The organism is Pseudomonas agronomica (genome assembly GCF_025917275.1).
Taxonomy (GTDB): Bacteria; Pseudomonadota; Gammaproteobacteria; order Pseudomonadales; family Pseudomonadaceae; genus Aquipseudomonas; species Aquipseudomonas agronomica.
Genome location: NZ_JAOSHO010001190.1, coordinates 1 through 207, shown reverse-complemented (window position 1 = coordinate 207; position 207 = coordinate 1). Strand labels below are relative to the sequence as shown.

Sequence of the window (207 nt, the reverse complement as noted above, 5' to 3'; positions counted from 1 at the left end):
ATAACCCCAGACTTCCTCGAAAATCATCATGCGCGAGAGGATCTGCCCACTGTTGCGCATCAGGAATTCCAGCAGCTTGTATTCGGTGGGCAGCAGGCTGAGCAGTTGTCCGTTGCGGCTGGCTTCGCGGCTGATCAGGTTCAGCTCCAGGTCCGCCACCCGTAGCGCGGTTTCCGGTTCGCGAGCGCCGTTGTTGCGTCGCAGCAG

1 protein-coding gene is annotated in these 207 nt (G+C 60.4%); it reads right to left on the bottom strand.

Features of this window, described 5'->3' with window-relative positions:
* Positions 1-207: winged helix-turn-helix domain-containing protein (locus OC610_RS29490; protein WP_264433429.1), on the bottom strand; the 207-nt coding region annotated here is incomplete at both ends.